Source organism: Mesorhizobium sp. CA15 (assembly GCF_020165215.1).
Classification (GTDB): Bacteria; Pseudomonadota; Alphaproteobacteria; order Rhizobiales; family Rhizobiaceae; genus Mesorhizobium.
Map to the genome: position 1 here is coordinate 62945 of NZ_JAIUHQ010000020.1, position 23345 is coordinate 86289.

At 64.3% G+C, this 23345-nt stretch carries 27 protein-coding genes; 13 read left to right on the plus strand and 14 right to left on the minus strand.

Annotated elements, in window-relative coordinates; translation table 11 throughout:
• Position 1: 1 nt before the first annotated feature.
• Genes LB515_RS24615 through LB515_RS24625 form a run of 3 tightly spaced genes read right to left on the minus strand, consistent with a single transcriptional unit; the run spans position 2 to position 2693 of the window.
• A complete protein-coding gene (locus LB515_RS24615) occupies positions 2 to 1123 on the minus strand; it encodes a carnitine 3-dehydrogenase (RefSeq protein WP_224638035.1) in 1122 nt (373 codons plus the stop codon).
• Positions 1124 to 1128: 5 nt separating this feature from the next.
• The gene (locus LB515_RS24620) at positions 1129 to 1755 is read right to left on the minus strand and encodes an HD domain-containing protein (RefSeq protein ID WP_224709246.1); all 627 of its coding nucleotides are present in this window, start codon (positions 1753 to 1755) and stop codon (positions 1129 to 1131) included.
• Between the two features lie 14 nt (positions 1756 to 1769).
• Positions 1770 to 2693: a 3-keto-5-aminohexanoate cleavage protein gene (locus LB515_RS24625; protein WP_224709247.1), complete on the minus strand. Its 924-nt coding sequence runs from the start codon at positions 2691 to 2693 to the stop codon at positions 1770 to 1772.
• A 131-nt stretch (positions 2694 to 2824) separates the two neighbouring features.
• Here LB515_RS24625 and LB515_RS24630 point away from each other — a divergent pair, with 131 nt between their 5' ends.
• Positions 2825 to 3805: a GlxA family transcriptional regulator gene (locus tag LB515_RS24630; RefSeq protein ID WP_224604367.1), complete on the plus strand. Its 981-nt coding sequence runs from the start codon at positions 2825 to 2827 to the stop codon at positions 3803 to 3805.
• Here the strand turns inward: LB515_RS24630 and LB515_RS24635 are convergent.
• The 3 genes from LB515_RS24635 to xylA form a co-directional block, all read right to left on the minus strand.
• Complete coding sequence (locus LB515_RS24635) at positions 3786 to 4547, minus strand: TIGR01458 family HAD-type hydrolase (RefSeq protein WP_318012648.1); 762 nt, start codon at positions 4545 to 4547, stop codon at positions 3786 to 3788. The genes LB515_RS24630 and LB515_RS24635 overlap by 20 nt on opposite strands.
• 60 nt (positions 4548 to 4607) lie before the next feature.
• On the minus strand, positions 4608 to 4811 hold the full coding sequence (locus LB515_RS24640) for a hypothetical protein (RefSeq protein WP_095768166.1): 204 nt from the start codon (positions 4809 to 4811) through the stop codon (positions 4608 to 4610).
• 171 nt (positions 4812 to 4982) lie between these two features.
• On the minus strand, positions 4983 to 6308 hold the full coding sequence (gene xylA / locus LB515_RS24645) for a xylose isomerase (protein WP_224709249.1): 1326 nt from the start codon (positions 6306 to 6308) through the stop codon (positions 4983 to 4985).
• 111 nt (positions 6309 to 6419) lie between these two features.
• Between xylA and LB515_RS24650 the strand changes: the two genes are divergently transcribed.
• Entirely contained in the window at positions 6420 to 6782 is a 363-nt protein-coding gene (locus tag LB515_RS24650) for a nuclear transport factor 2 family protein (RefSeq protein WP_224709250.1), read from the plus strand.
• Between the two features lie 197 nt (positions 6783 to 6979).
• On the opposite strand, the gene xylB is transcribed toward LB515_RS24650, so the two are convergent.
• The 3 genes from xylB to LB515_RS24665 all read right to left on the minus strand — a co-directional run bounded on the left by xylB (position 6980) and on the right by LB515_RS24665 (position 10463).
• A complete protein-coding gene (gene xylB / locus LB515_RS24655) occupies positions 6980 to 8434 on the minus strand; it encodes a xylulokinase (protein WP_224709251.1) in 1455 nt (484 codons plus the stop codon).
• Positions 8435 to 8515: 81 nt separating this feature from the next.
• Complete coding sequence (locus tag LB515_RS24660; protein ID WP_224709252.1) at positions 8516 to 9835, minus strand: tetratricopeptide repeat protein; 1320 nt, start codon at positions 9833 to 9835, stop codon at positions 8516 to 8518.
• Between the two features lie 4 nt (positions 9836 to 9839).
• On the minus strand, positions 9840 to 10463 hold the full coding sequence (locus tag LB515_RS24665) for a LysE family translocator (protein ID WP_140844649.1): 624 nt from the start codon (positions 10461 to 10463) through the stop codon (positions 9840 to 9842).
• Positions 10464 to 10766: 303 nt separating this feature from the next.
• Between LB515_RS24665 and LB515_RS24670 the strand changes: the two genes are divergently transcribed.
• The 9 genes from LB515_RS24670 (at position 10767) to LB515_RS24710 (ending at position 17740) form a co-directional block, all read left to right on the plus strand.
• Complete coding sequence (locus LB515_RS24670) at positions 10767 to 11456, plus strand: L,D-transpeptidase (protein ID WP_224531778.1); 690 nt, start codon at positions 10767 to 10769, stop codon at positions 11454 to 11456.
• Positions 11457 to 11501: 45 nt separating this feature from the next.
• The gene (locus tag LB515_RS24675) at positions 11502 to 11753 is read left to right on the plus strand and encodes a hypothetical protein (RefSeq protein ID WP_224709253.1); all 252 of its coding nucleotides are present in this window, start codon (positions 11502 to 11504) and stop codon (positions 11751 to 11753) included.
• A 138-nt stretch (positions 11754 to 11891) separates the two neighbouring features.
• Positions 11892 to 13058: a diphosphate--fructose-6-phosphate 1-phosphotransferase gene (locus LB515_RS24680; protein WP_140844653.1), complete on the plus strand. Its 1167-nt coding sequence runs from the start codon at positions 11892 to 11894 to the stop codon at positions 13056 to 13058.
• A gap of 14 nt (positions 13059 to 13072) precedes the next feature.
• Complete coding sequence (locus tag LB515_RS24685; RefSeq protein ID WP_224610165.1) at positions 13073 to 13819, plus strand: MBL fold metallo-hydrolase; 747 nt, start codon at positions 13073 to 13075, stop codon at positions 13817 to 13819.
• A 189-nt stretch (positions 13820 to 14008) separates the two neighbouring features.
• Complete coding sequence (locus LB515_RS24690; protein WP_224531745.1) at positions 14009 to 15547, plus strand: DegQ family serine endoprotease; 1539 nt, start codon at positions 14009 to 14011, stop codon at positions 15545 to 15547.
• Positions 15548 to 15660: 113 nt separating this feature from the next.
• Positions 15661 to 16272 (plus strand): sulfite oxidase-like oxidoreductase, encoded by a 612-nt coding sequence (locus LB515_RS24695; RefSeq protein WP_224709254.1) that lies wholly within the window; start codon positions 15661 to 15663, stop codon positions 16270 to 16272.
• Positions 16273 to 16296: 24 nt separating this feature from the next.
• Positions 16297 to 17037 carry a ferredoxin reductase gene (locus LB515_RS24700; protein WP_224709255.1) on the plus strand — a complete coding sequence of 247 codons (741 nt, stop codon included), beginning with the start codon at positions 16297 to 16299 and terminating at the stop codon, positions 17035 to 17037.
• Between the two features lie 68 nt (positions 17038 to 17105).
• Positions 17106 to 17339, plus strand: coding sequence for an AbrB/MazE/SpoVT family DNA-binding domain-containing protein (locus LB515_RS24705; RefSeq protein WP_224709256.1), 234 nt, complete (start codon positions 17106 to 17108; stop codon positions 17337 to 17339).
• Positions 17336 to 17740 carry a type II toxin-antitoxin system VapC family toxin gene (locus LB515_RS24710; RefSeq protein WP_224709257.1) on the plus strand — a complete coding sequence of 135 codons (405 nt, stop codon included), beginning with the start codon at positions 17336 to 17338 and terminating at the stop codon, positions 17738 to 17740. Before LB515_RS24705 ends, LB515_RS24710 begins: the two co-directional genes overlap by 4 nt.
• Positions 17741 to 17765: 25 nt before the next feature.
• On the opposite strand, the gene LB515_RS24715 is transcribed toward LB515_RS24710, so the two are convergent.
• From LB515_RS24715 to LB515_RS24735, 5 genes are read right to left on the minus strand one after another with little or no spacing between them, the layout of a single operon-like run.
• A complete protein-coding gene (locus LB515_RS24715) occupies positions 17766 to 19238 on the minus strand; it encodes a nucleotidyltransferase family protein (protein ID WP_224709258.1) in 1473 nt (490 codons plus the stop codon).
• Entirely contained in the window at positions 19238 to 19915 is a 678-nt protein-coding gene (locus tag LB515_RS24720) for a glycosyltransferase family 2 protein (protein ID WP_224709259.1), read from the minus strand. Before LB515_RS24720 ends, LB515_RS24715 begins: the two co-directional genes overlap by 1 nt.
• The gene (locus LB515_RS24725; protein ID WP_224709260.1) at positions 19912 to 20667 is read right to left on the minus strand and encodes a glycosyltransferase family 2 protein; all 756 of its coding nucleotides are present in this window, start codon (positions 20665 to 20667) and stop codon (positions 19912 to 19914) included. Before LB515_RS24725 ends, LB515_RS24720 begins: the two co-directional genes overlap by 4 nt.
• Positions 20664 to 21713, minus strand: a complete 1050-nt coding sequence (locus tag LB515_RS24730) for a serine kinase (RefSeq protein ID WP_224709261.1) — start codon at positions 21711 to 21713, stop codon at positions 20664 to 20666. Before LB515_RS24730 ends, LB515_RS24725 begins: the two co-directional genes overlap by 4 nt.
• A gap of 33 nt (positions 21714 to 21746) precedes the next feature.
• On the minus strand, positions 21747 to 22169 hold the full coding sequence (locus LB515_RS24735) for a PqqD family protein (RefSeq protein ID WP_224531766.1): 423 nt from the start codon (positions 22167 to 22169) through the stop codon (positions 21747 to 21749).
• Positions 22170 to 22788: 619 nt separating this feature from the next.
• On the opposite strand from LB515_RS24735, the gene LB515_RS24740 reads away from it, so the two are divergent.
• A complete protein-coding gene (locus tag LB515_RS24740; RefSeq protein ID WP_095768185.1) occupies positions 22789 to 22995 on the plus strand; it encodes a DUF680 domain-containing protein in 207 nt (68 codons plus the stop codon).
• A 69-nt stretch (positions 22996 to 23064) separates the two neighbouring features.
• On the plus strand, positions 23065 to 23298 hold the full coding sequence (locus LB515_RS24745; RefSeq protein WP_095768186.1) for a DUF680 domain-containing protein: 234 nt from the start codon (positions 23065 to 23067) through the stop codon (positions 23296 to 23298).
• The last annotated feature ends 47 nt before the right edge of the window (positions 23299 to 23345 follow it).

Genomic DNA, 23345 nt, shown 5'->3' on the forward strand with positions numbered 1-23345 from the left:
CTCAGCCCTTCTTCTTGCTCTTCTTCGCCTTGTCGGCCTTGGCGGACTTCTCAGCCTTTGCCGGCTTGGCTGCCTTCTTCGCCGGCTTGGGCTTTTCGGCAGTTTTGGCTGGACTCTTCTTCGCGGCCAGCTTGGCGAGTTGCCTGGTATAGTCCTTATGCAGCGCGCCGGCACCCCAGCCCTTGCCCTTGTTCTGCTTCGACAGCGCCTCCATGATCGCGACCAGATTGTCGTCGCGGATCCTCTCCAGCTCGCGGATCGACAGACCATGCGCCTGCTCGTCCGACTGCGTGGCGATCAGGTCGACCAGCTCGTCGTTGAACTCCGGCACGTCCATCAGCTTGGTCCACGGCCATTTCAGGCAAGGTCCGAACTGCGCCATGAAGTGGCGCATGCCGGCCTCGCCGCCGGCGACCCGGTAGACCTGGAACATGCCCATCTGCGCCCAGCGCAGGCCGAAGGAATAGCGCATGATGTCGTCGAGTTCCTCGACGGTGCAGATGCCGTCCTTGACCAGCCACAGCGCTTCGCGCCATGCCGCCTCGAGCAGGCGGTCGCCGACGAAGGCCTCGATCTCCTTGCGCACCACCACCGGCTTCATGCCGATCGAGGCGTAGAGCTCCTTGGCCACCTCGATCGCCTCGGGGAAGGTCTGCTCGCCACCGACGATCTCGACCAGCGGCAAGAGATAAACCGGGTTGAACGGATGGCCGACGACCAGCCGCTCCGGATGCTTCTTCATCGCCACCTGCATGTCGGTCGGCTTGATGCCGGAGGTCGAGGAGCCGACAATGGCGTTGGCGGGCGCATGCTGGTCGATCTCGGCCAGCACCTTGTGCTTGAGGTCGAGCCGCTCCGGCACGCTTTCCTGGATGAAGTCGGCGTCGGCAACCGCCTCGGCGATGGTCTTGGCGAAGGTGAGCTTGCCTTCCTTGGGCAGGCCGCCGGGCAGCATCTGCTTGTAGGCGCGGCGCGCGCCCTTCATCACTTCGCCCACCTTGCGCGACGCTTCCGGATCCGGATCGAAGATCGACACGTCGATGCCGTTCAGGAGCAGCCGCGCCACCCAGCCGGCGCCGATGACACCGCCGCCGATGGCGGCCGCCTTGTTGATGATGCTCATGCTTGTCAGGCTCCGGTTCTCGTCTTGGCTGTTTCGGGATCTGTGAGGGCCACGCGCTCGCCGGTGCGGATCACCGCCGGATCGTAGGCCTTTCGGGCGAAGACCTCGAGCACGAAGGGCCGGAAGAACTCGACCGGCAGCGTCTCGTAGTCGGGATCGAAGCTCGACTGGTCCCAGCGCTCGCAGAACTGGTCGCAGTCATCGAAATAGAGGTGGCCGGCGAAGCGGTCCCGGGCATGCCGATTGCCGCCCAGGTGATGCGCATAATAGAGGCGCTGGAAGTCGCCATGCTTTTCCACCACCCAGGTGCATTGCTCGCGCACGAAGGGTTTCAGGATCGCAGCCGCATATTCGTCGTGGTTGTAGGGCGCGTAGATGTCGCCGATGTCGTGCAGCAGCGCGCAGACGATCCAGTCCGTATCGGCGCCGTCGCGCCAGGCGCGCGTCGCCGCCTGCAGCGAATGGCCGAGCCGGGTGATCTTGTAGCCGGAAAGACCCTCATCCAGCTGTACGATCGCGTCGAGCAGCCGGTCGCCGGTCTTGGCGGCGTAGTCGATCTCATGGGCGGTCAGGAATTCATAGTCTTCCTTGTCGCCGTCCTTCATCGCAGTGAACTTGACGGTATCAGCCATGGCCAGCGCCCGCCTTACGCCGCGGCCGCGATCGGCGCCCGCTTGGTCAGGCTGAGCTTCTTGCGCACTTCCTCGGGCCCCAGGATACGCGCGCCGAGATTGGTGACGATGCTGGCCGCGCGCTCGACCAGCTGCGCGTTTGTCGCCAGCACGCCCTTGTCGAGCCACAGATTGTCCTCCAGGCCGACGCGGACATTGCCGCCGGCAAGCACGGCCGCCGCCGCATAGGCCATCTGGTTGCGGCCGATCGAGAAGGCCGACCAGTTCCAGGTCGAGGGCACGTTGTTGACCATCGCCATGAAGGTGTTGAGGTCGTCCGGCGCGCCCCATGGCACGCCCATGCAGAGCTGCACCAGCGCGTCCGGGTCGAGCACCTTTTCCTCGACCAGCTGCTTGGCGAACCACAGATGTCCGGTATCGAAGGCCTCGATCTCGGGCTTCACGCCCAGCGCCGTCATCATGCCGCCCATGGCGCGCAGCATGCCCGGCGTGTTGGTCATCACATAGTCGGCCTCCGCGAAATTCATCGTGCCGCAATCCAGCGTGCAGATCTCCGGCAGGCACTGGCGCACATGTTCCATGCGGTTGGTGGCGCCTCCCATGTCGGTGCCCTTCTCGTTGAGCGGCAAAGGCGCTTCCGGCGAGCCGAACACCATGTCGCCACCCATGCCGGCGGTGAGGTTCAGCACCACGTCGACGTTTGCTTCGCGGATGCGCTCGGTCACCTCGCGGTAGAGATGCACGTCGCGCCTCGGCTTGCCGGTCTCGGGGTCGCGCACATGGCAATGGACGATCGCCGCACCCGCCTTGGCGGCGTCGATCGCCGAATCGGCGATCTGCTTGGGCGAGCGCGGCACATGCGGGCTGCGGTCCTGCGTGCCGCCAGAGCCGGTCACGGCACAGGTAATGAAGACCTCGCGGTTCATCGCAAGCGGCATCTTGATCCTCCCAGATTCGATCGGCCATGCATGCCACCCAGAAGCGGGAGCCGATAGCGGCACGGCATGCACGGCAATTCAGCAAGAATGCCCGACTTGCCGGAAACTGTTTTGCGTTTTACGAAGCTCCCATGATCAAAAGCGAAAAGCCGACCATCTTTCGGTCCGAGCGCGAAAGGCTCAAGGTTACGCTCCTCGTGTTCTCGGGGTCCTCGATCATGTGCGTAGCTTCGGCGGTCGACCCGCTGCGCGCAGCAAACCGCATCTCAGGCGAGACGCTGTTCGATTTCAAGCTGGTCTCGGTCACCGGCGAGGCGCCGGTGACGACATGCGGCCTCCCCGTGGCCGTCAGCGGCCGCTTCGACGCGGCCGAGGCCACCGACATGCTGGTTGTCGTCGCGGGCTTCGGCACGCAGAACTACGCCACGTCGGCATTGCTCGCGGGTCTGCGCAGGGCAGCGCGCGCTGCACGCGCTTGCGGTGGTGTCGAGGCGGGAACCTGGCTGGTGGCGCGCGCCGGCCTGCTCGAGGGCCGCAGCGCCACCACGCATTGGGAAGACATGGAGGATTTCTCGACCGCCTTTCCGGGCGTGGATGTGCGGCCGGACCGCTATGTCATCGACGGGCCGGTCTTCACCTCCGGCGGCGCTTCGCCAACCTTCGACCTGATGCTGCATCTCATCCGCACCCGGCTCGGCATGGCCGCCGCGCTCGATGTGGCGAGCGTCTTCATCTACGATCAGGCGCGCGCCGCGACCGACGCGCAGCCGCTGGTCTCGCTTGGCCGGCTCGACGGCTACGATCCGCGGCTTGCCCAAGCGATCCGGCTGATGGAAGCGCATGTCGACCAGCCGCTCACGATCGACGCCGTGGCCAAGCGCGCCGGCGTGACGGCGCGCACGCTGGAAAGCATCTTCCGCAAGTCGATCGGCGAGACGCCCGGCGCCTATTATCTGAGGCTGCGCCTCAGCGCCGCCCGCCGCCTTGTGGTCGATACGCGCATCGCCATGGCCGATATTGCCGGGCGTACCGGCTTTTCGTCCGCAGCGGCCTTTTCCAGAGCGTTCTCCAGGGCGTTCGGCGAGGCGCCGGTCAGGCTGCGGCGCGGCTGATTATCCAGTCGGCCGCTGCCGCCAGATCGTCGACCACGGCAGTGGGCGTCGGATCGAAGCGCGTTTCGTCGCCAGGACGGTACTTGCCTGTCCGCACGAGCAGCGCCGCGCCAAGACCGGCGCTGAGCGCGCCGGCGACATCGCTCTCCGCGTCGTCGCCGACCATGACCGCATCGGCCGCAGCGCAGTTCAAATCGGCGAGCGCCGAAAGGAAGAAATCCGCCGACGGCTTGCCGAGCACGACAGGGCTTCGGCCACTGGCGAATTCGAGGGCCGCAACGAAGGCGCCGGCGTCAAGGCTGAGCTGGCCGTCGGCATCCTTGAAGGTGCGGTTGGTGGCCAAGGCCACAAAATCGGCGCCGGCGGATAACGCGCGGAAAGCACGGTTGAGACTGGCGTAGCCGAACGCCTCGCCGGCATCGCCTACGACAACCGCCTTGCCGCTTCCTCCCTCCAGGCCCGAAAACTCTGCTTCGAGATCGGGATGGACGAGCAGACGCGGCTCGCGGCCATGTCTGCGCAACCATTCGATCGCAGCGAGCGCCGGCGTCAGCAATTCTTCATCCGCAACTTGGATGCCCATGGCGGCAAGTTGCGCGACGATCTTGCTGCGCGGCGAGCGTGTCGTGTTGCTGACAAAGCGGAGCGGCAGGCCGGCCTTGCGCAAACGCCCGACCGCGGTCACGGCTCCTGCGATCGGGGTATCGCCATCATAGACGACACCCACAAGGTCAAGCAGCACCGCGCGTATCATCGGTGCAGGATGGAGAAGCCACCTCTTTTCGTCAAATCACGGGAATTGTCAGGCGGCGTCGCGGCCTTCGCCGACGATGCGCGTGCGCATGCTCTTGGCCAACGCCGTTTCCAACCGCGCGGCGACCGCGCGGTCCCATTCATTTGTCTTGCGGCCGCCGTCTTTTGAATGCGGCAACGCCATCAGCCGGTCGATGATCGATCCGGTTTCACCGGACGAAAGCAGGGCGTCGATCTCGCGTTCGTGCTGCATATCGGTTCGCCTCCTTCTTCTTCACCCGCCACAGGAGCCACGTTTATACGAGTTCCGTGACGGCTGTTTGAAGGCAAGAGCGGGGCGATTGAGGGGCGGCTCGGGGCAAAACCTTGTCGTGAAGTTCTGCCCCGCGCGAATGCTATATGCTCGGGCTTCCCGCCTGAGCGATCAGACGTAGCGGTTGACGATGTTCTCCAGCAGCTCCTGCCGGCCGGAGCGCGGCTGCGGCTCGATCTTCTCCTTCACCACGCGCTCGGCGATCTCCTCCAGCGTGCGCTCGCCCGAAAGCATCGCCTTGCCTTCGGCGGTGTTCCAGCCGGCATAGCGCTCGGCGAGCGGGCCGGACAGCGCCTTGTCCTCGATCATCTTTGCCGCCGCCTTGAGGCCGCGTGCGCAGGCATCCATGCCGCCGATATGGCCGATCAGGAGGTCGTCCGGATCGAGCGACTGCCGCCTGAGCTTGGCGTCGAAATTGGTGCCGCCGGTCTTGAAGCCGCCGCCCTGCAGGACCTGGTAATAGGCCAATGCCATTTCCGGCACGTTGTTGGGGAACTGGTCGGTGTCCCAGCCCGACTGGTAGTCGTTGCGGTTCATGTCGATCGAACCGAAGATTCCAAGCGCATTCGCCAAAGCCAGCTCGTGCTCGAAGGAATGGCCGGCCAGGATCGCGTGGCCCTGCTCGATGTTGAGCTTTACTTCCTTCTCCAGCCCGAAGCGCTTGAGGAAGCCGTAGACGGTCGCGACGTCGTAATCATACTGGTGCTTTGTCGGCTCCTGCGGCTTCGGCTCGATCAGGATCGTGCCCGTGAAGCCGATCTTGTGCTTGTAGTCGACGACGAGGTTGAGGAAGCGGCCGGCCTGCTCCTGCTCGCGGGCAAGGTCGGTGTTGAGCAGCGTCTCATAGCCCTCGCGCCCGCCCCACAGCACATAGTTCTCGCCCTTGAGCTTCTTGGTGACGTCGATGCAGCTCTTCACCGTCGCCGCCGCATAGGCGAACACATCCGGATCGGGATTGGTGGCCGCGCCGGACATGAAGCGGCGATGCGAGAAGAGGTTCGCCGTGCCCCAGAGCAGCTTGACGCCGGTCTGTTTCATCTTGTCGGCGAAATAGTCGGTGATCTCGTCGAGGCGCGCGGCGCTCTCCGAAAAATCCCTGCCTTCCGGGCGCACGTCTGCGTCGTGGAAGCAGAAATAGGGCGCGCCAAGCAGCGAGAACATCTCGAAGGCGACGTCGGCCTTGAGCTTGGCCAGTTCCATCGTGTCGACGCCGCCCGGCTTGGCAAACCAGGGTCGGTCGAAGGTCTGGCCGCCGAACGGGTCGCCGCCCGGCCATGCGAAGGAATGCCAGTAGGCGACGGCGAAGCGCAGATGGTCTTCCAGCCGTTTGCCGGCCACCACCTCATCGGGGTTGTAGTAGCGGTAGGCCAGCGGATTGGTCGAATCCGGCCCTTCATATTTGATTGTCTTGATGTCGCCGAAAAATCCGCTGCTCATGGTTTCCTTCCTCTCCGAGATGGTTTCCCGATTACCTCAGGCGTAATTGGTTTCACTCTTTTGCTGGGCGAAAAGCGTCATGTCGAAACGATCCAACGAAGGACCATGACAATGACCGACCTCAACACGATTGCCCGCAACTACATCGCCGCCTGGAACGAGAGCGATGCGCAGCGCCGCAAGGCGCTGCTCGAAGCCGCCTTCACCAGCGACGTCAGCTATCGCGACCCGGTCATGCAGGGCGACGGCCATGACGGCATCGCCGCGCTGATAGACGGCGTGCAACAGCGCTTCGCCGGCTTCCGCTTCTCGCTGAAGGGTGAGCCGGACGGTTTCGCGGACAAGATCCGCTTCTCGTGGAATCTTGGGCCGGAAGGCACGGAATCCGTTATCGAAGGCACCGACATCGGCGTCATCGAGAACGGCCGCCTGAAGAGCGTCACCGGGTTTTTGGACAAGGTGCCGGCGCAGTGAGGCGAACTGGGGAGGTGGGATGCGAGGCCCCCCTCTCTGGCCTGCCGGCCATCTCCCCCGCAGGGGGGGAGATTGGCAGCTTCGAGGCCTCGCCTCTCCTTGCAACGCCGGCGATTGGCGAAGGTCCGCGTGACAGTCAATCTCCCCCCTTGCGGGGGAGATGGCCGGCAGGCCAGAGGGGGGTGCCTCGCGCGCACTCACGCAGTTATCGCCCTTATCGCCGGATACAGCGCACGATACCTCTGATAAGCATCAGCAAAAGCGCCACCCAGCCCGGCATCCGGCTCGATCGTCGCATCCGTCGCCGGCGCAGTGCAGACGGCAAGCGGATCGGCCCCCGTCGCGGCAATCAACCCCAACCTTGCCGCGCCGAAAGCGGCGCCGAAATCGCCGTCGGCCGGAATATCGACCGGAACCTCCAGCGCCGTGGCGATCGCCTTCAGCCAATAGCGCGAGCGCGAGCCGCCGCCGATCGCGGTCACCCGGCTCAGCGTCGTGCCGGCCGTCTTCAGCGCCTCGAGACTGTCGCGGAAGGCGAAGGCGACGCCCTCAAGCACCGCTTGCGTCAGCACGGCCCGGCTCGATTGATGCGCCAGCCCGGTGAACGAGCCGCGGATGGCGGAATCATTGTGCGGCGTGCGCTCGCCCGAGAGATAGGGCAGGAAGGTAACGCCCGCCGGCGCCTTTAGCGTATCGCCGAGTTCGCCGGTCAGGTCGCCGGCGCTCTTTGCCGTGATCTCCGACAGCCAGTTGAGCGAATCGGTGGCCGAAAGGATCACGCCCATCTGGTGCCAGGTGTCGGGCAGCGCATGGCAGAATGTGTGGACCGCGCTTTCCGGATTGGGCAGATAGGAGGCGTTCGCCGCAAACAGCACGCCCGACGTGCCGAGCGACACGAAAGCGTGGCCGGCGCCGACCGTGCCCATGCCGCAGGCGGAGGCCGCGTTGTCGCCGGCGCCGCCGGCGATTGGGATACCCGTCGCGATTCCCCATTTCGACGCGAGCTCGTTCCGCAAGGCGCCGGCCTTGGCAGTTCCTTCGACCAGCGAGGGCATGTGCCTTTCATCGAGCGAAGTCACCGCCAGCAATTCAGGCGCCCAGCGGCGCTTGCCGACATCCAGCCACGAGGTGCCGGCCGAATCCGACATCTCGGAAATATGCTCGCCGGTCAGCCAGAGCCGCAGGTAATCCTTTGGCAGCAGCACTTTGGCCACCTTGGCGAAGATTGCCGGCTCGTTGTTCTTTACCCAGGCAAGCTTCGGCGCGGTGAAGCCCGGGAAGACGATGTTGCCGGTGAGCTTGCGGAAGCGCGGATCGGCATCGAGCGCGGCCGCCTCGACATGGCTGCGCGTGTCGTTCCACAGGATGCACGGGCGCAGCACCTTGTCCGAGGCATCGAGCAGTGTGGCGCCGTGCATCTGGCCGGAAAGGCCGATGCCCTTGACCGCGGCAAGCTCCTTCGGGTGCGAGGCCTTGAGTTCGGCAATCGCTGCCTCGCAGGCCTCGATCCAATGCGCCGGATCCTGCTCCGACCAACCGGGATGCGGCCGCGAGACGTCGAGCGTGCCATGGCCGGAGCCGATGACCTTCTGGCCGTCGTCGATCAGCAGCGCCTTGACGCCCGAAGTGCCCAGGTCGAGGCCGAGATACATGATTTCCTCCCATTGCCATTAATTTTTTCGGATCTCGAAAAAATCTGGCTCGGCAGTTTTTAAGACAAGATCCGCTCCGGGTCAATTCTCTGACAAATCGGCGGCGCGACGCGAGAACAGCGCCGACAGCGGGCTGTCGGGCCTGGCGAGCTGCCGTTCGGCCGTCAGCGCCCGCGCGAGCGCCGTATCGCCGGCGCGCAACGCGGCCTCGATCAGCGTCAGGTCGATCACGTCGCGCTGCGCATGGCTGCCGCCGAAACGATGCGCGATCGAGCGGATCGGCCGGATCAGTCGCACGGCCTCGTCATATTTGCCTTCGCCGAAGGCCTTGATCGCAAGCGTCAGCGGATGGCCGACATCGCGCGTGAAGACGGCGTTGTCATCCTCGCCGCGCATCGCTTCGCGTTGCGCCTCGAGCAGCGTCTTGGCCGGCGCCTCCAGGCCTGCGCCGACAAAGGCCATCATCGCATGCGCGTCGTTGAAGGCATAATTGCCGGCGGCGGCTTTTGGCATCCAGTTGCCGGCAAGCGCCGCCCAGCGGTCGCCGACATCGACGCCGCCCAGTGCGAGGCGCCACAGGATCGCCGAGGCATCGACCATGTTGAGCGCCAATGTCGAGCGGTCGCCATAGATCGGCCCGTCATAGAGCTTGAGCACCTCGTCGGTTTCGCCGAGATCGTAATGGAACAGCGCCAGATGCCACCAATTGTGGATCTGGAGAAAACTCTCCTTGGTCCATGCATCTGGATTGGCGCGCATCCAGGCGATGCCGTCTCGTTGCCGGCTTTGCATTTCCATGACATGCGCGACCGCATGCTGCGCCCAGCCGTCGCGCGGTTCGATCTCCACAGCCTGCCGGCCGAAGGATTCGGCACGGCCATAATCGCCCATCTCCTCCAGCCCGAAGGCCTGCATGCCGAGAATGGCGTGGCAGCCCGGCATGCCTTTCTGCCAGGCCGGCAGCGCCCGGCCGATGCGGTCGCGCAGCATGCGCGCATTGCCGGTGAAGAAATCGATCTGATGCCCGACCTGCAGCGCCAGCGCATCGCGCGGAGTGTCGATCGCGATGTCTTCGAGGATGCGCGCGGCTTCATGCCAGCGGCCATCGGCTAGATGCCCAAGCGCCGCAACATGCGCCCGTTCGCGCGTGGTGCCGGCGAGCGGCAGCGCCGCCATGTGGCATGATCGCGCGACGGCCATTGCGTCCCGCTCGGTGGCGAGGCCGAACAGATAGCCCTTGAAAACATGCGCCATGACGAAGGTCGGATCATCGGCTATGGCGCGGTCGATAGAACCGACCGGATCGCCGATGAAGCATTGCAATTCATGCACAGCGCGGGCGTAGGAGGAAAACCCGGCTTCGGTCGCACCGGAATAGGTAAGACCGAATGCGTCCTTCATAGCTTCAGTTGGCCGACCGCATCGCCACCGTGGCGATGCCGGCGCCAACCAGCAGCGTGCCGCCGGTGCGGTTGAAGATGCGGATCGCCTTCGGGTTGCGCACGATCGCCCTGGCCCTGGACGCGACCAGCGCGTAGCCGAAGGCATTGGCGAAGGCCAAAGTCAGGAAGGTCGTCTCGAAGATCAGCATCTGCGTCCAGAAGTCGGCATGCCGGTCGAGGAATTGCGGCAGGAAGGCGACGAAGAAGGTGATGCTCTTCGGGTTCAGCGCCGTCACCAGCCAGGCATGCGCCATCATCCGTGCCGCCGAGACCGCGTCGGTGCGCGGTTCCGCCTTCAGCGCGCCGCCGGCGCGGAACAGTTTAATGCCGAGATAGATGAGATAGCCGGCGCCGATCACCTTGAGCATGGTGAACACCGTTGCCGAAGCCGCAAGCAGCGCGCCAATGCCGAGCATCGACAGCGTCATGGCGGTGAAGTCGCCCAGCGCCACGCCCACCGCCATCGGCAGTGCGGTGCGCCAGCCTTGCCCAAGCGCATAGGAGACGACCAGGAGGATCGTCGGGCCAGGAATGATGAGAAGAATGGAAGAGGCGGCGGCGAAGGCAGCCCAGTTTTCGAAGGACATTTCCCTGCTCCTTGAGCGCAAAGAAAAGGATAAATCCTGGGGCAGGGGAGAATGTAAAGGGGCCGTTGGAAAAATCTTCAGCGCCGAGCCGGCGGCTCATCTACCGCCATAACGATCCGTTAGGGTTAAGCCCGGCACGGGCGCTTTCACCCTTTTTCAACGATGAATGGCGAAAATGCCTGCGATCCGGCCGGACCCCCGCCGGCAGCGTAGGGTTTGTGCATGCGCGAGTTGCCGCAACGTCTGACGCCGCCTTTCAACGGCGCCGCAATCGATACCGAAATTCAGCTTTCCCGCCGCGCCATGCTTTCCGGCGCCGGCGCCATGGCGCTGCTCGGCCTTGCAGGCTGCAGCACCACCGACACGCTCGACCTGCCGCAAATGCAGCTCGACAACACCGTCACCGGTTCCGTGCCGCCGATGCGTCCGGCGATCAGCGTCGACAAGAACATCACCGGCCCGGACGTCATGTATGCCTCGCTCACCGACGGCGGCTTCCAGGTGCCGGAGGTGCCGTGGCAGAAGGTCAAGCCGCAGTTCCGCCGCCAGATCGTCGTCGACAAGACCGGCGAGGCGCCCGGCACCATCGTCGTCCACTTGCAGGAGCGCATGCTCTATCTCGTCCAGCCGGGCGGCGATGCCATCCGCTACGGCGTCGGCATCGGGAAGGACGGCTTCCGCTGGTCGGGCCGCGCCAATATCCAGTACGGCCGCGAATGGCCGGTGTGGACGCCGCCGCCGGAAATGATCCAGCGCAAGCCCGAACTGGTGAAATGGCAAGGCGGCCAGCCTGGCGGCCTCACCAATCCGCTGGGCGCCCGGGCGCTCTACATCTACCAGAACGGCAAGGACACCGGCTACCGCATCCACGGCTCGCCCGAATGGTGGAGCATCGGCCAGGCCATGTCGTCGGGCTGCGTGCGCCTGATCAACCAGGACATCATCGACCTCTACAGCCGCGTTTCCAAGAAGAACCCGGTCGTCGTGGTCTGAAAAGCCGGATTCGTGTATGCATGTCGGAAAGCAAGCAGGCACGTCATGCGGAAAGATGTTGTTGGAATTCACCGAAGGATTGGAACTGACGGCGCGCCCAATTCCGCATGGGTCAGTAGTGAAGGAGTGGGCGAGCGGATAAGCGAGGACGAGTACCGCGCCCGAGGCTATTTACCAGAGTTTGACTATCTTCCAGTCCTGATCGTTCAGCGAGTTCCCGTGACCAGCGCGGATGATGATCAGGATCGAGAAATTATCGAAGAGTGGATCAAAAACAACAATGCCCACCGGACCTAAAGGCCGGTAGCGCCTCGCAGACGTGGTCGGAAAGCTGGTCCGCGTCAACTGAGGCCTAGCCGCCAGGTTTCTTCCGTTGCGCGATGTCGCAAGACAGGCCAAGGTGCTTGCAAACCTTCGCTTTGGGAGAGAAAAAACATGTCTGGAACCTTCGTCATCGCGCAGGGCGGCGGCCCGACCGCCGTCATCAACCAGACGGTCGTCGGCGCCACGCTGGAAATCCGCAAGCGTCATCCAGGCGCCAAGGTGCTGGGCTCGCTCCATGGCGTGCGCGGCATCCGCGACGGCAATTATGTCGATCTCTCCGCCATCCCCGAGGACAGGTTGCGGCTGATTGCCGGCACGCCGAGCGCCGCCCTCGGCTCGACCCGCGATAAGCCGGACGCCGCCTATTGCGAGGTCATCCTCAACGGCCTGAAAAAGGCCGGCGCCGACGCCTTCATCTATATTGGCGGCAACGACACGTCGGGCACGCAGCAGATCCTGACCGATGCCGCCGGCGGCTCGATCGCCTTCGTGCATGCGCCCAAGACCATCGACAACGACCTCGAGGAGAACGACCACACGCCGGGCTTCATCTCGGCGGCCGAATTCGTCGCCGGCGCCTTCCTCTCCGTCGACCTCGATTTCCGCGCCCTGCCCGGCATCTATGTCGGCATCGTCATGGGCCGGCATGCCGGCTTCCTGACCGCCGCCGCGGCCGCATGGCAGCTCGATCCCGACAGCGGACCGCATCTGATCTACGTGCCGGAGCGCGCCTTCTCGGCGAAGCGCTTCATCGAGGAAGTGCGCGAAAAGCTGGACCGCCACAAGCGCTGCATCGTCGCCGTCTCGGAGGGCGTCAGCACTGCCGACGGCAAGGCGCTGGTCGAAAGCCTGGTGCCGCCGGACAAGCTGGAGCGCGATCAGCACGGCAACGTCAAATTGTCGGGCAGCGACCTGCCGGCGGCGCTCGAACGGGCCTTGGCCGAGGGCCTGCCCGGCAAGCGCGCGCGGGTCGACGCGCTAGGCTACATGCCGCGCGGTTACGTCGGCGCGATCAGCGCCGTGGACGCCAAGGAAGCCTTCGACGCCGGCGCTTTCGCGGTTGCTGTCGCAGGCGAAGGCGGCGGCTCGGTCGCGCTGCAATATGACGGGTCGAAGACGGTGTTGAAGAAGGTGCCGCTGAAGGCGGTGGCCGGCAAGACCCGCCACATGCCCGACGATTTCATGAAGCCGGACGCCAATCAGCTTTCGGAAGCCGGCATGGCCTACCTGAAGCGGCTGGTGCCGGAAAAATACAAGGTCGGCAAGCCGTTCATCTGATGGGCGGCGGCTCGATGCCCGAGCTTGAGGTTGGCGACTGGTTCGGCAAGGCGAAAGTCGATGCCGGCACGACGATGCTGACCGAGCCTTTCGTGCATGATTTCGTGCGCGCCAATATGTGGCATCTGAAGGGCCGCGAGGCGGATCTGCTGGTCGACACAGGCATGGGCATCCGTCCGCTGGCGCCTGAGATCGACACGCCGCCCGGCAAGCCGCTCATCGTCGTCGCCACGCACATCCATCTCGACCATGTCGGCTCGCTGCATGAATTCCCGCTGCGCCTGGGCCCGAAGATGAGCGCGCCGCGGTTCGACGCCATGGATGATGCCGTCACCTACGCTTACATGTTCCACAATCTCGACGGCGCCGTCTCGAAACTGCCGGCGCCGGACTGGAAGGCGGCCGATTACCGGATTCCGTCAGCACCGCTGACGCGTGCGCTCGACGAAGGCGACATCGTCGATCTCGGCGACCGCAAATTCCGTGTGCTGCATCTGCCTGGACACTCGCCGGATTCGATCGCGCTTTTCGACGAGGCCGATGGCCTCTTCCTCGCCGGCGATGCCATCTATGACGGCATGCTGATCGACGATCTGCCGGATTCGGACCGCACGGCCTATTGCCGCACCATGCGGCGCCTGCTCGACCTGCCGATCCGCATCGGCCATGGCGGCCATGGCCCGAGTTTTACCGGCCAGCGAATGCGTGAGATCGCCTCCGCTTATCTGCGTCGGAGAGAGCGGTTCGTAAGCGCTCTCTGAATTAAATCTTCGTAAGGTCATCCAAAGGCCCTGATTCAGGCCATTCCGCACCCTAAATCCTGATTGTCGATCCGGCCGGCTGCCATGCAAGGCGAGGCAGGCAATCCCGGTCGCCGACACGCCAACGGATGCGTGCTTCGAGACACATCCGGGGTGCCCGATCAACCTCTCGCCCGGACAGAAACGACCATGTCACCCATGAACATTCTTCGCAGACATCGCGTCGCGGCCCTGTTGGGCGCTGCGCTGATCATTTCTCCCGTTATTGGTTCCTTTGCCGAGAGCACGAACAACGCCGGATTGAGCAACGCCGTCGCCACCACGCAAACTCCCGCCGCCGGCGTTACCGCGCCTAACGGCTCCTTCGCTCCCATCGTTGCCACCACAAAGCCGGCAGTCGTAACAGTCACGACAATGATGAAGGGCCAGCCGGACGCCATGAGCGAGGGTTCGCCCTTCGACGGCAACTCGCCTTTCGACGACTATTTCCGGCAATTCTTCGGCGACCAGGGCATGCCGATGCCCAAGACGCCCCCTCAGCGGGCACCACGTAGCGAGGCGCTCGGCTCCGGCTTCATCGTCAGCGCGGATGGCACAATCGTAACCAACAACCATGTCATCGACGGCGCCAGCTCGATCAAGGTGACGCTCGACGACGGCACCGAGCTTCCGGCCAAGCTTGTCGGCCACGATGCGAAGCATGACCTGGCTGTGCTCAAGATCAAGGCAGACAAGCCGTTGCCGACCGTCAAGTGGGGCGATTCCAGCAAGCTGATGACCGGCGACCAGGTGCTGGCGATCGGCAACCCATTCGGCATCGGCACCACGGTTACCGCCGGCATCGTGTCGGCGCGCGGCCGCGATCTCCATAGCGGGCCGTTCGACGATTTCATTCAGATCGACGCGCCGATCAATCACGGCAATTCGGGCGGTCCGCTGGTCGACATCCATGGCAATGTGATTGGCATCAACACCGCCATCTACTCGCCCAATGGCGGCAGCGTCGGCGTCGGCTTCGCCATCCCGTCGGATCAGGCCCAGAAAGTCGTGGCCAAGCTGATGAAGGGCGGCGACATCGAATACGGCTATCTCGGTGTGCAGATCCAACCGGTCACTCCGGATGTTGCCGGCGCCATCGGCCTCGACCATCCTGCCGGAGCCTTGGTTTCGTCGGTCACGCCGGGCTCGCCGGCGGCCAAGGCGGGCATTGAAGTCGGGGATGTGATCACCGGCTTTGGCGGCCAGGAGATCAAGGATCCGAAGGACCTGTCGCGCGCCGTCGCAGATGTCCCGCCCGGCAACAAGGAAACCGTCGACATCTGGCGTAAGGGCAAGGCGGTTCAGGTCTCCGCAGACGTCGGCCGCAACACCGACGAGGTGCAGACCGCCTCGAATGGCGAAGGCGGCAAGCCGTCAGCGGGCCAGGGCGTGCCGTCGCTCGGCCTCGGGCTGACCGATATCACTCCCGATATCCGGCAGGAGCTCAACCTTGCCGACAACCAGCACGGCGCCGTGATTGAGCGTGTCAATCCGGACAAGGCGGCTTCGGCGGCGGGCCTCCAGCCGGGAGACGTGATCATCGGCGTCGACCAGACGCCCGTAAAGAACGCCAGACAGGCGAACCAGGCGATCGCCGAGGCAGCCAAGTCGGGCAAGAAGTCGGTGCTGCTGCTTGTCGATCGCGGCGACCAGCAGATCTTCGTCGCAGTGCCTTTCGCGGCCGGCTGACGACGTCGTGGCGACCTGCCTGTTGCAAGGCGGGTCGCCAAGATTCTTGTTGCCCGTAGAGGTATATTCGAGAACACTCGCCGCATCCTTCCACCGGTGCAGGAGGCGTCTCGATGGTCACGCGCGGCTTTTTTTCCGGACGGCGTCCTCCTTCCGACGCCGACGCGCGCATCCCGCCGGGCCAGTACCTGGAACAAGGTTTCCCGGTTCTCTCGGCCGGGCCGACGCCGCGGGTCCGCACCGAGGACTGGTCCTTCACCTTGAAGCAGGGGCCAAAGCCGATCAAGAAATGGAACTGGGCCGAATTCAACGCCCTGCCGCAAAGCAAGATGACGCGCGACATCCATTGCGTGACGGCCTGGACCAAGTTCAACACGTCCTGGCAGGGCGTGATGATCGACGACATCCTCGCCGATGCCGGCATCGAGCCGCCGACGGCCTACACGCTGGCGCTGTCGTTTGACGGCTATTCCACCAATGTGCCGACCAAGGACCTCATCACCGGCAAGGCGATGGTGGCGCTGCTTTACGAAGGCAAGCCGATCACGCCCGACCATGGCGGGCCGGCCCGGCTTCTGGTGCCGCATCTCTATTTCTGGAAATCGGCCAAATGGGTGAACGGGCTGCAGTTCACCGAGCGCGACGAGCCGGGCTTCTGGGAGCTGCGCGGCTATCACATGTATGGCGACCCTTGGCGCGAGCAGCGCTATTCCAGTGACCCGTGAGGGGCGATTTGTGAGCAGCAATCGATGAGTGCCGAGCCGTCGCCGCAATCGCCCTGGCAGGCAGCCACGATCACCCGCATCGAAAAGCGCACGCCACGCGTCACCAGCTTCTGGTTCCAGCCGTCGCGGCCCTTCGCCCATCTGGCCGGACAGCATGTCGACGTCCGGCTGACGGCGCCGGACGGCTATCAGGCGCGCCGCTCCTATTCTATTGCCTCGGCGCCGGGTGGCGGCATCGAGCTCGCGATCGAGCGGCTCGACGACGGTGAGGTCTCGCCCTTCTTCCACGATGTCGCTGCCGTCGGCGACGAGATCGAGCTGCGCGGGCCGCTGGGCGGCCATTTCATCTGGGAGGAGAGCGACGGCGGACCGATCCTTCTGGTAGGCGGCGGCTCGGGCGTCGTGCCGCTGATGGCGATGGTGCGCCATCGCACGCTGCGCAACAAAGCGGTGCCCGTTGCGCTGGTGTTCTCGGCCCGGGTCTGGAACGAGGTGATTTTCCGCGACGAGCTGATCGGTCTCGACGATCGCCGCGACGGTTTCGATCTGGTGCTGACGCTGACCCGCGAGCCGGCGAGGCGGCCGTCCGACTATTCCCGGCGCGTCGACGCCCGCATGATGGTGCAGGCCGTCGAGCGCCTGCCGAAGGCACCGAGGCTCGCCTATGTCTGCGGCTCGAACGCCTTCGTCTCGGCCGCCGCTGATGCCCTGATTGGCGCCGGCGTTCCGGCGGGGATTATCCGCACCGAGCGCTATGGAGTTTGACAGAAGCCCGTTGAAATTCGACCGAAAGGTAATACCTTGCTTACAATTGGTATTACTGAGGAGCGAAGATGGCCACCACCGTTACGTCAAAAGGACAGGTCACCATTCCAAAACCGGTCCGCGATCTGTTGGGGATCGTCCCGGGAAGCAGGGTCGATTTCCGGCGCGCCGCCGATGGGAGCGTAGTGCTTGCTCGTGTCGACAGAAAGCAAACGGCGGGCCGCTTCGCCAAGTTGCGCGGCCATGCCGGCGAGGGGCTTACGACCGACGCGATCATGGCGCTGACGCGTGGTGAAGCGTGACGCTCATCGACACCAACGTCCTACTTGACCTTGTTACTGGCGATCCAAACTGGGCAGATTGGTCGGTTGCTCAGCTTGAGGCGGCGAGCCTCAACGGACCATTGTTGATCAACGATGCGGTCTATGCCGAGCTCGCCGTACGCTATGCCCGCATCGAGGATCTTGACGCTTTTCTCGATGCGGCCGGTCTTGAAATGGCTCCCATGCCGAGGGCCGCTCTTTTCCTTGCCGGAAAGGTATTTACACAGTACCACCGGTCAGGAGGACAAAAGACTGGTGTTTTGCCGGACTTCTTCATTGGTGCGCACGCTGCGGTCGGCCATCTTCCACTTCTGACCCGCGATATCGGCCGATATCGAACCTATTTCTCCTCCCTGAAGCTGATTACCCCAGGCTCTTGAGCCGTCCCGGACTGTTGCGCTGATGTCAGCCGGTCGGAGAGAATTTCGCCGAAACGAGCTGGAAAGGCAGCGCGCCGTAGCTGGCGACGGCCTGCTCGCTGTCCCAGACGCGAAACTGGCGTGACGGCCGAGCCTCCAGCACCAGGGCCCGTCCCGCCCGCTCAAGCTTCACCTTGCCGCGAAAGCGCAGCATCCGCTCCCCGCCGGAGCGGCTGATCGCCATCGAGCGCAGCCGGGCCACGTGCCGGTCGCCCGCATTGATCTCCATCTCGATTCGTCGCCTGACCGGCGGGACGACGATGCGCACGATGAGATCGAGCATCATCTCGCTGGCTTCGCCCTGCGGTTCATCCAGGGGTTGCGAGAGCACAAATGCGGCAGGCTTGCCTATGGCCTTGGTCTTCACGGACTTGCCGCGCCACACGATGTCGGGCTCGGTCTGCTTCAGCCGGCCTTTCTTGCGCTGCAGGCGCAACTGTTTTGCAAATCCCCGCGACAGCCAGGTCAGCGCGCCGAAATCGGTGCGCGGCTTGGCCTGCAGAACCGACGACAGCCGCGCCGCGCCGCGCCGGTCAGCCATGTCCACCACCTTGGCCAGCACGTCCTCCGGCATAGCGATGCCGATCTCCAGCGCAAGATAGGAAAGCGCCACCGCCGCGGCGACGGCGAGACTGCGCCTGGCGATGACATCGAGGAATATGGTCCAGTCGACAGTGCCGCCCTCGATGGCCACGGTGCAATCGACCAGCCAGTCGCTATGCGTATGTGCGTCGAGGCCGCCATGCGCGATGGCGAGCGCGATGCGGTCGGCGGCCGAGGGGACGACTACGCTGACGTCGCTGAATTTGGCGGCAATCGCGCGGCGCCAGATGGCGAGGTCGTCCTCGGTGTTCTGCTGCGACCCGTCATAGGCAAGCTGATGCAGGTCGATGTCGCCGTAATTGCCCTTGAAGAAATTCATCGAGCGCAGCGATCCCAGCCGTGCGCGCAGATATTGCGGGGAAACACCGCTGGCGATCTGCCAGCCGCGGTCGCGCAGCACATCGAAGGCCGGCTGCATATCGCCCGGCCGCACCAGTATATCGATGTCATGCGCCACGCGCCCGCGCTGCGCGGCGGCATCGAGCGCGGTGCGGCTGGCGCCCTTGATCAACATCACCCTGCAGCCGGCATGGACCATCGCCTTCAGTGCGGGCTCGGCCTCGCGCATGGCCATGCGCGACTTCGTCCACAGCATCTTCTGCAGGCCGACCAGGCGCGGATAAGCGGCGTTGCCGGCAAGCTTGCGTCCGAACCTGTCGGAAATCGCGGCAAGCAACCGGTGTTCCCGGAAGGAGACGTGGTCGATGTCGTTCTCGTTCAGCCAGCCGGCGGCGCAAAGGCGCGCCGCCTCTTCGTCGGGCAGAAGTGCCGCCTTGAGCAACTGGTCGAGCGAGCCGGTCGGCCAGGACCAGCCATAGTCTGGAAAACGCCTGCCGATGCGACGGATCTTCGCCATCAGCTGGAACTGGCTTTGCTTTGTGCCCGTCGCAGCATGGCCAGGCGTGCCACCTCCAGGTAACCGCGGTCGCGTGCCGCGTCGCGCCCATAGGACAGGCTCCCCGGCTTGATGCGCCGCAGCGCCAGGACATCAGGCATCATGTCGAGGATAAAACCGCTTTCCCGCGCGCGGGCGATCCAGTCGATCATCTCGCCGCGGCCGCCCGGCGGATCGACCATCGGGCCGACGCTCTCCGCGGTCTCCCGACGCATCAGCATCGTCGAGCGCGACCAGCCGGGCGTTGCGGTCGGGGCCATCGCGTCGGGCTCTCCGTCGCGGAAGGCGCGTATATGGGTGAAGACCCCGGATATGCCGGGAAGCCGTTCGAGATGGGCAAGCTGCGCCGCGATCTTTCCAGGCAGCCAAAGGTCGTCGGCATCGAGCGTGGCGACGAAGGGCGTCGACAGCGCGGCGATGCCGCGGGTGGTCGCGCTGCCGGGTCCGGCATTGTCCTGGCGCAAAAGCCTGAGCGGCAGGTCGATGCCGCCGATCGCGCCGGCGAGATCGTCGGTCGAGCCGTCGTCGACCACCACAACCAGTTCGGGCCGCAACGTCTGCGCCGCCACCGATCGCAGCGTCTCCGCGATCGTGGCGCTGGCGTTGTAGGCCGGAATGACGACGCCGTATGCGCTCATGACATGAACTGCCAGTCCGCGAGTTTCTTCAGTTCGAAGATGCCTTCGATCGGCTTGAGCGAAGGGTTGGCCCTGCGCCGCTTCATCGACTTGTAGATCGCGCGCATGAACTCGCGCGACTGGACATCTTGCTGCCTTGTCATGTTGCCGGCGTGCCGCCGGTAATAAAGCGCCAGCGTGTCCGGAAGCGCGCATCGGGGGCCGACCTCAAAGCTGCGCAGCAGGAAGTCCGTATCCTCGGCCTGGACGAAGTCCTCGTCGAAAGCGCCGATCCGGTCGACCAGACGGCGCGAGAAGATCGCCGCCGAGAGATGGATGCCGCGAACCGTGATGCTGGTGCTGTCGCGGGTCGGCTCCAGCGTCTCGTCGTCGATCCTGTCGACCAGCATCATCCTGGAATAGGTGAGCTCGAGAGAAGGATCGCGCCTGAAAAGGTCCAGATCCGCCGCGAAGCGCCCGGCCGGCGAGATGTCGTCCGAATCGAGAAAGGACACCAGTTCCGTCTCCGGCTTGAGCCGGCTGAGCCCGCTGTTGCGCGCCCGGGTCACGCCCATGTTTTCCTGCCGAAACAGCCGGATGCAAGGCGCTTCGTCCATCATCGCGCGCACCGCTTGGGCCGAACCGTCGGTCGAGCCGTCATCGATGACGATGATGTCGAGATCGGCGGCGTCGCGCTGCCTGATGAGCGAACGCAATGCCGCAACGACATAGCGCTCGCGGTTGTAGACAGGCATGATCACGCTCAACTTCACCGGGCGCTCCGGACAAGGAAATCCGCAATCGTAGCGGCGATTTCTCCTGGGCGTGACCCAAGTGAAATCCGGTAGCATGGCAGTAGCCGGGTCAGATCGCTGAAGAAGCGAAAACCGCTTTCGCGTTCGCCAGGCATCTGGGCGATGCCGGACGGCGCCAGCGCGATGATGGCATCCTTGCGCGAAATCGGTGCGATCGAACTTGTCTTTCCGCCGCTGACATGTGGCACCAGCAACGCGCAAATGTCCAGACTCTCACCTACTGGCCGGGGCGCGATCTCGTGAATGTGGAAGGCATGCTTGCCTTGCCAGTTGAGCGGGCGGCCGGTTCCCAGCCGCCTTTCCAGCCCGAGCCGGGCGAAACCCGGCGGATCCTGCTTCAGGATCGAAAACAGCGGTCGCGCCGTCACGCCGCCGGAAAGGTCGATCAGCACGTAATCGTCGCCGACGCTGTCCAGCCCGTTGAGCAGTCCTGCTACGACGGTTCCGGATTTTCCCGCACCCCCGGCCCCTGCCAGCAGCACGCCCCTGCCGTCGAGGCCCAGCGTGCCGGCATGGGCAAGGCGCATGCCGCGCGCAGCGTATTCCCAGTGCAGGAAGGCGCGCAGCGGCGACCCCTGCTCCCAAGGCGGAAACGCGTCGGGAGACCGCATCAACTGGACGCCGATCCGTCGGGCGGGATCGTAGACCTGCCAGAAATCCAGATCGTGGTAATGATGGCCGCGCAGCCCTGCCTCGGCGAGTTTCCGGGCAAAGCCGTGCTCGGTGAAATGCGCATCGCCCCAGCTTGCCGGTTCCGGCATGTCGCCGATGCCTGGATGGCCGATGAAGACACGGCATTGGCGAGAGTCCCGCGGATCGCCTTCGGCTTCGATGAAGGCCTGGCCAAGGGCATCCGCGAGCGCGCCGGGATCGAGATGCGCGATCAATTCCAGCCCCGGCAGGCGGATAGTACGCTGGACCGGAAACTGCCCGGCCGCGCCTTCGGCGGCGGCGATGAGAAAGCGGGCATAGTCCGGCAGGGTCTCGAGCGTCACATGTGGCATGGTCTGTTCCGGCCGCCCTGACCCTTCGCCGGTTCAGGAAACCTGCTTGACAGCCGGCCAGCCGAGCGGCTCCTCGACTTCGTGGATCGGGTCGACGATGATCAAGTCGGCAAGATCGTCATGGACGCTCACGGTGAGCGGTTCGCTCGCCGCCGCCAGCGCCGCCGGCAAATCGTCGGATGACGGCAGCGGCGTTGCGCTGGAAGGCGCCAGCAGCCCGAACTCGACCAGCTGCGTAATGAATGCCTCGATCGCGGCGGCGTCGATCCTGCCAGCGGCCGATCGGATCAGCGCTTCGGTGCCGACACCTGAGGACAGCGCCTGCCACACTTTGCTGCCGGAATCGGAGAAGCCGAAATACTTGCCGTTGGAGAGGTCGAGCACGACAGCTTCGCCATCGAAGGATTCGAAAACGATGTCCCGGCTCGCAACGGCGTAGACGTCGGAAAGAGGCATGTTCTTGACCCCCGCTCTGCAATTCCGGCCGGCGGCTGCGCCGGTCGTATCGTTGCCCTGACCCCTGGACAACGCCTGTAAACACTCGATCCTTGCTTGGCAAGGCAAGCCATAACGGCGCCATCTCGACCATTTTGGCGTTCAACTCGCGGTTCGAGCCCCGATTACGGCACCCACAAGCAGGACGACCGCGACCCTCCCGGCGCGAATACCCGCTGGCCTGCAGTCTGAACACGGTCATAGAGCCGGCCGAATCGGTCTGTGGAACGGGGGTATGATGGTTAATAGTATCGAAAAGTGACTATTAGGAGATTCTAAAATCGAACTGAACGGTTCGTTTCTGTTGACGGTGCGTGCAGGACGCTGTGAACGTTGGCGCTCCGATACATTTGGTGAGCCAACGGTCAAATTTACATAAGTCATTGATTAAATGTGATAAAAATAAAGTCATAGGCATGCTTATCAAAACTTCAAGATGCCGAATCATGGTCCAGATGGAAAAACTTCGTGATTGGAATCCGACCGTCGGCTCACCCAAATCAGCGCTGTCCGAACGACGCGATTTCACTCCCAAGACACGCCGCTAGACGGACTGAATAAAGATACTGGAGTAGCAAAAATGAAAAAGATTGTTCTCACTGCCGCAGCCCTTCTGGCAATTTCTGGCAGCGCCTTTGCTGGTAGCGACCATTACAACCCGAATGAAGCCAATCAGGCGGCGGCCAAGGTCGACTCGTCCTACACGGCTGCGGTCCGCCAGTCTGCGCCGGCCACCCAGCAGCCTGCCACGACGGGCGCCGACCACAACCTTTTCGGCAACAACTAACGGTCGACTTGAACCGGCGGCGGGCTCGCCCGCCGCATCGGTCGGACCACACGATTCAGGAGCACTGAAATGAAGAAGATCGTTCTTGCCACGGCCGCCCTGCTGGCCGTTTCCGGCGCTGCTTTTGCGGGCAGCGACAATTACAACAACAGTGGCGTCAACCAGCCGGCCCCGGCGGTCGATACCACCCCTACGTCGTCGATCGGCACTGACTCGCCTGTCTACAAGCTGCTGAACTCGTCGCGCGACGTGCAGAAGTCGGCGCCTCAGGGTGCCGACCGCGACCACTTCGGCAACCGTTGACAGCCGACTGTGATTTGAAAGAGAGAGGGGGGGGGGCCGCCCGCCCC